Source organism: Sphingobium sp. (assembly GCF_003248505.1).
Classification (GTDB): Bacteria; Pseudomonadota; Alphaproteobacteria; order Sphingomonadales; family Sphingomonadaceae; genus Sphingobium.
In genome coordinates this window covers 1-4788 of record NZ_QFOA01000131.1, presented here as the reverse complement: position 1 = coordinate 4788, position 4788 = coordinate 1, and the positions used below count along the sequence as shown (strand labels likewise).

At 62.1% G+C, this 4788-nt stretch carries 4 protein-coding genes; 1 reads left to right on the top strand and 3 read right to left on the bottom strand.

From position 1 onward, the window contains the following. The first annotated feature begins 81 nt into the window (after positions 1 to 81). The gene (locus DI606_RS19490; protein ID WP_293985605.1) at positions 82 to 426 is read left to right on the top strand and encodes an SDR family NAD(P)-dependent oxidoreductase; all 345 of its coding nucleotides are present in this window, start codon (positions 82 to 84) and stop codon (positions 424 to 426) included. Positions 427 to 439: 13 nt separating this feature from the next. Here DI606_RS19490 and DI606_RS19485 read toward each other — a convergent pair whose 3' ends face one another. From DI606_RS19485 to DI606_RS19475, 3 genes are read right to left on the bottom strand one after another with little or no spacing between them, the layout of a single operon-like run. Beyond that, positions 440 to 1000 (bottom strand): hypothetical protein, encoded by a 561-nt coding sequence (locus tag DI606_RS19485; protein ID WP_293985603.1) that lies wholly within the window; start codon positions 998 to 1000, stop codon positions 440 to 442. A gap of 8 nt (positions 1001 to 1008) precedes the next feature. Continuing rightward, positions 1009 to 3639, bottom strand: coding sequence for an AAA family ATPase (locus tag DI606_RS19480; RefSeq protein WP_293985601.1), 2631 nt, complete (start codon positions 3637 to 3639; stop codon positions 1009 to 1011). Continuing rightward, complete coding sequence (locus DI606_RS19475; RefSeq protein ID WP_293985599.1) at positions 3636 to 4763, bottom strand: DNA repair exonuclease; 1128 nt, start codon at positions 4761 to 4763, stop codon at positions 3636 to 3638. Before DI606_RS19475 ends, DI606_RS19480 begins: the two co-directional genes overlap by 4 nt. Positions 4764 to 4788 lie beyond the last annotated feature (25 nt).

Below are 4788 nucleotides of genomic sequence, written 5' to 3'. Positions count from 1 at the left end.
ATCAAAACCAGTCGGCCAACTAAATCCCCGGGATGAAGGGGTCCTTTTTGCACGCCGATCACCCCACGAAGGGGGTGCCTATTGCACGCTGATCCTCAGGAGTTGGAGCCTCCGGCAAACCCGGCGCGGTTCACACTCGCTCTCAATGGTGATCCCACGTCCACCTACTATGCTGCTCAACTCCTCGGCTACAACGCCTCCAAAGCAGCGCTCAACATGCTGACGGTTCAGCTGAGTGAGGAGCTGCGCGGAACGCCCGTTACCGTGAACTCGATCAGCCCCGGTTTCGTCAAGACGGACCTCAATGGTCACACGGGGCATTTGAGCGTCGAGAAGGGTGCCCGCCTTCCGGTGGAGTTCGCCCTTCAAGGCGACGATGCGGTATCTGGCCAGTTCGTCGAGGCAAGAGGGCAGACTCCTTGGTGATGACGGACCTGACCTACCGGCGCCCTCCGGCCAATTCGCCTATCCGCATAGCGGTCTGAACCCAGAGGCCCAGATCCAACGCCAGCTTGAAGAACTCGTCCTTGGCATCGGACGGGTCAATGCCATGCTTCTGAGCGAGCTTCCGAGCAAACCTTCCATGCTCCATAGCATCGCTCAGGGATGCCCAGCGGGGATCGCCCAGCTCGTTCTCGAAGGCGGCTATCACTGCGGCCGGAAGCTGCGCTCCGAAGAGGAAGTAATGGAGAGTCGGTAGGAAACCAAAATGCACGAACGCTTCCTCGCCTACCGTTCCGTTCCTAGCGAATAGCTGCTCACGCGAGCCTTTCAGACGGCCCGTCCGAAACTCTGGATCGGTCCAGTAGCTCACGCGCTGCGCGGGAATGGCATTCCGTTCGCTGAGCGACGACACTAGGCGGGGTATGGGCTCCAGGTTTCCTTCATACGCCGTGCGAGCCTCCCGAGTGGCCGGGTTGTGCCGACGGAAATCAATCCGCGCGACCAAGGTCTCCTCAGGCTCGGTGAACGAGATTGCAAACCGGCTGCGGGTCGGCATTCCTAAGCTCATCTGAGCACGATCCGGTTAGCCTCGACGTGACGAAATGCCTTCGATCTGCAAGTCAGCAAGATGACCTGCATCCGTTTGGACGCCTCTTGCAGGATGTCCGTCATCGTCTCCAGCCGGATGTCGTCCGAATAGACCAACGGATCATCCAGTATGAGAGAGATCGGTGCTCCATCCTCCAGCAGGAGGTCTGCGAACGCCAGACGGGTCAGGATCGCCAATTGCTCCTGTGTCCCCCGACTAAGGTCGCCACACGCTTCGTCGATCCCAGCCCGTGACACCCCAGCGAGCCCAAGTTCCTCGTTGAACGACAGGTCGCTACCCGGCAGAAGTTGCTGGATGTAACGCCCCGCGCGTGCCGTCACGGGTGCAAGGAACGTCCTAGAGGCCTCGTCCGCCGCCTGCGTCAGGGCTTTCCGCAGCATGTCGAGCGTATCCGCCTCGCGCCTGAGGCGCTCGAGGGACGTCGCAGAGGCCTCCTCATCCTCACGCGCCTCTGCCATCCTTCCTGCGGGGCCGCTTGTTCCCTCTCTTGCGACTGCCGCTTCTAGCGCTGCGATCGACGCGGTGAGTTCGAGACGCTCCTCTCCGGCTCGCCGAGCAGCACGATCGATGTTTTCGATGCGCCGACGGATGGCCTCAGGATCAAATGCGTCGGTCCCTGCTTTCGCCTTCTCGGCAGATTCGAACTTGGCAGTCCGATCGCGCTGGGCCGACTGAAGGTCCGCTGCCAGCTTCTCGCGGTCGCCAGCATCGATGACTGTCCGAAGGTTCTCGCTCGCCGCTTCCTTCTCGCGATGCGCACTTCCGTGATCAGCATCAGCCGTAGCTTTGACGCGTTCCGCCTTCGACAGCGCCTCCCTTGCATCCTCGCGTCGACCAGATGCGGTCGCCTCAGACAGCTTGGCTTCCGTCACCGCCCCTTCGAGGGCAGCGATGTCGTCCGCCGGCGCGGCCGCATCGATGAGATCCTCGCCCAGCGACGCAACGAACGCCTTCAGTGCATCAGCGCCAGGCGCCAGCGCGATCGACGCGTCGCCAGGACAAGCCGACGCGATCTGCTTTTGCAGAGCCACGAGTTCCCGTTCCGCCGCGGCCGCACGCTCGTTTCGCGTGATGCCCTCGGAATGGGATTTGATCCCAAGTCGCCTCAGGGCAGCGTCACGCTCTCCGTCCGCTGCGGCCAAGTCCGCTTCAATGCTGAGGCTGGCCCCCTCTGGGGGACGAACGGTTACGCTACCAGCAGTCCCCAGTTCAAACCGGGTGGCCTTCAAGACCTCGACGCTGGCTACCTCCGCCGCTTTACCGTCGATCCGAAGGGTGGAGCCTTCCTTCAGTTCCACCTCGACCTTGACGGCACCGGCTTCGAACCGCGCCCGCGCTTGGATCGCGCCCAACTCGTATTCGGCAACCTTCCTGAGTTCACCGGCATCGATCCGATCCGCTGAAGCCTGCTTCAGCTCCCTCTCTCGAGCCTCGAGATCGTCAAGCGCACGCCGAGCATCGATCGCCCTGCGTGCTCCAGCAGCCGTGGCAAATTCGCGAGCACGATCACGGGCACCTGCTAGTGCAGACTCATGCTTTTCCGTCTCCTGTCTGGCATGATCGAGCGCCTGACGCAGACCCTTCTCCTCTTCGCTCAACTTCTCGACGTTGGAGCGAGCCTCTTGCAGCGATCCCTTCGCCATCCCGAGGGCTTTTTCGGCAGAGGTCAGCCGGTCCTCAGCGGTGTCAAGGCGCTGCACCGCCGCCAAGGCGGTTGTCACGATAGCATCAGCCTGGCCGAGCTGCGCCTCGGCAGCCGAATGCCGAAGCGCCGCCGTTTCAGCGGTCTTCAGATCGTCCTCGAGTTTGCGACGCTGCTCGACCGCCTCGGGGTCGACGAGATCGCGCTCCAAGATCTTCAAACGTGACTTCGCAGTTTCGAGGTCGGCAAGCGTGCCCTCATAGTCGCGAAAAACAGCTTCGGCAGCCTGACGCGCGGCGATTGCGTCGGCGAGCCGTGTTTCGGCAGCCGCCAGATCGCCCTTCGACTTCCCGGTTGAGGGAGTCCTGAGTGCGGAATATGCCGTTTCCACGCTAGACCGGATCGCATCGAACCGACGGCCTCCCGTAACCGCACCCACTTCTGCCTCAAGGACGCCCCTGACCGTGTTGCGCACGATGCGGTTCGGATTCTCGACCGCCAACGCAGTGGCCTGCTCGACCCAAAGTAGGCCGAGCGGACCGCGGGTTTCCGGGTCAGTCCCCTTGTTGTTGCCTCGCTCAAACCCCAGCAGCTGCTGTAGCGCCTCCTCAGCCGCATCGCTCTCCTTGCGGCCGCTGGGCCCAGAGAGGCGAACGAACACCGACTTCATGAACTGTTTTTCGAGCGTCCAGGCTTCCTCTCCAATATGGAAGCCAACCGATACTCTAGGCGCAACGTCGTCACCGATCGGAACGTAGGACCGCACCAGTTCGGTCTTAGCAGAGTATCGAACGAAGAAGGCAGCACGGAGGGCTTCCAGCAAGGTTGATTTGCCCGTCTCATTGGACTCGACAACGATGTTGAGACCGTCGGTGAAGCCTTCGATGCGAAGGGGATCGCGAAACTTGCGGAAGTTCGCGACCTCCAGGTTCTTGATGATCATTTCGACACCTCCGCGTCAAATCGAAGGGCTTCGACATAGAGGCGCTCCAAAGCCGCCGCCGCGATCTGCGCATCCGGGCCATTGGCCTCCGCCTTGGATTGCAGCGCCGCAGTGGCACCGGCAAGGGCCCCCTGAACTTCGATCCTCGCGATGTCGTCCGAAGTGGGCTGCGCAATAAGCTCATCAGCATCCAGATCGAGGTTGCGCAACTCGTGCGCGAGACGGTTCTCCAAAAGGGCCAACATCGAGACACGGTCGGAAAGGCTCGCCACACCCGTCAGATCGAGTGACAACAGCACATCGGAAAGGCGCGCCTCTGTCCTCAGCGTAGCGATCTCCCTCCCAAGCTCCTCCTCGTTCGCGACATTCCAACGGCGTGAAATCCAACGGTAACGGCCAGTCTCGACCGTTCGGAGCTGCGGAGGCTCTTCGGACCGCAAATCCACGGAGATGCACGCGCCGGGTTCATCCCGCCCGAACCTATCGATCTCCGGTGTGCCGCTATAGGCAGTCCTATCGCCGACTGTGAGGAAGCCGTGCCAGTCCCCGAGCGCGAGATAGTCCAGACCCGCAGACTTCGCCCGATCGGGAGGGATTAAGTTCGAACTCTCGCCAGACGCTCCGAACTCCGTGATAGAACCGTGTGCCAGCCCGATCCGAAGCGCTCCAGGAGGCGTCGCCATGTCAACCATCGCTGCGGTCGGATCGCTCGTCGTCTTGCGATGTTCGAGAGGCGCCGGAAGCAGCCAGGCCCCCTCCTCCATTTCGACCGGTTCAGCGGTGTCGACAATTCGCACCGAGGACGGCGCACGAGCGCGGATCCTGCTCCAGAGACCGCCCGCACGGGCGTGGTCATGGTTACCCGGCATAAGCCACCATGTCACCCGCGCACGCTCCATCCGGGACAGCGCCTGCATAACGATGCGATCGCCAGGCTCTACATTGTCGAACACGTCTCCCGCCACCACGACATGTGCTGCGCCGGCCGTAATCGCGGCCTTCCCGAGTTCGTCGATTGCATCGAGCCGTGCTTCGGACAGCGCGTTTCGCACTTCGTGAGGGAAGCGGCCGAACGGCTTCCCGAGCTGCCAGTCGGCGCTATGGATGATCTTGAGCGTTCCCACGAATCACTCCTTCGTTTCCGTCAAG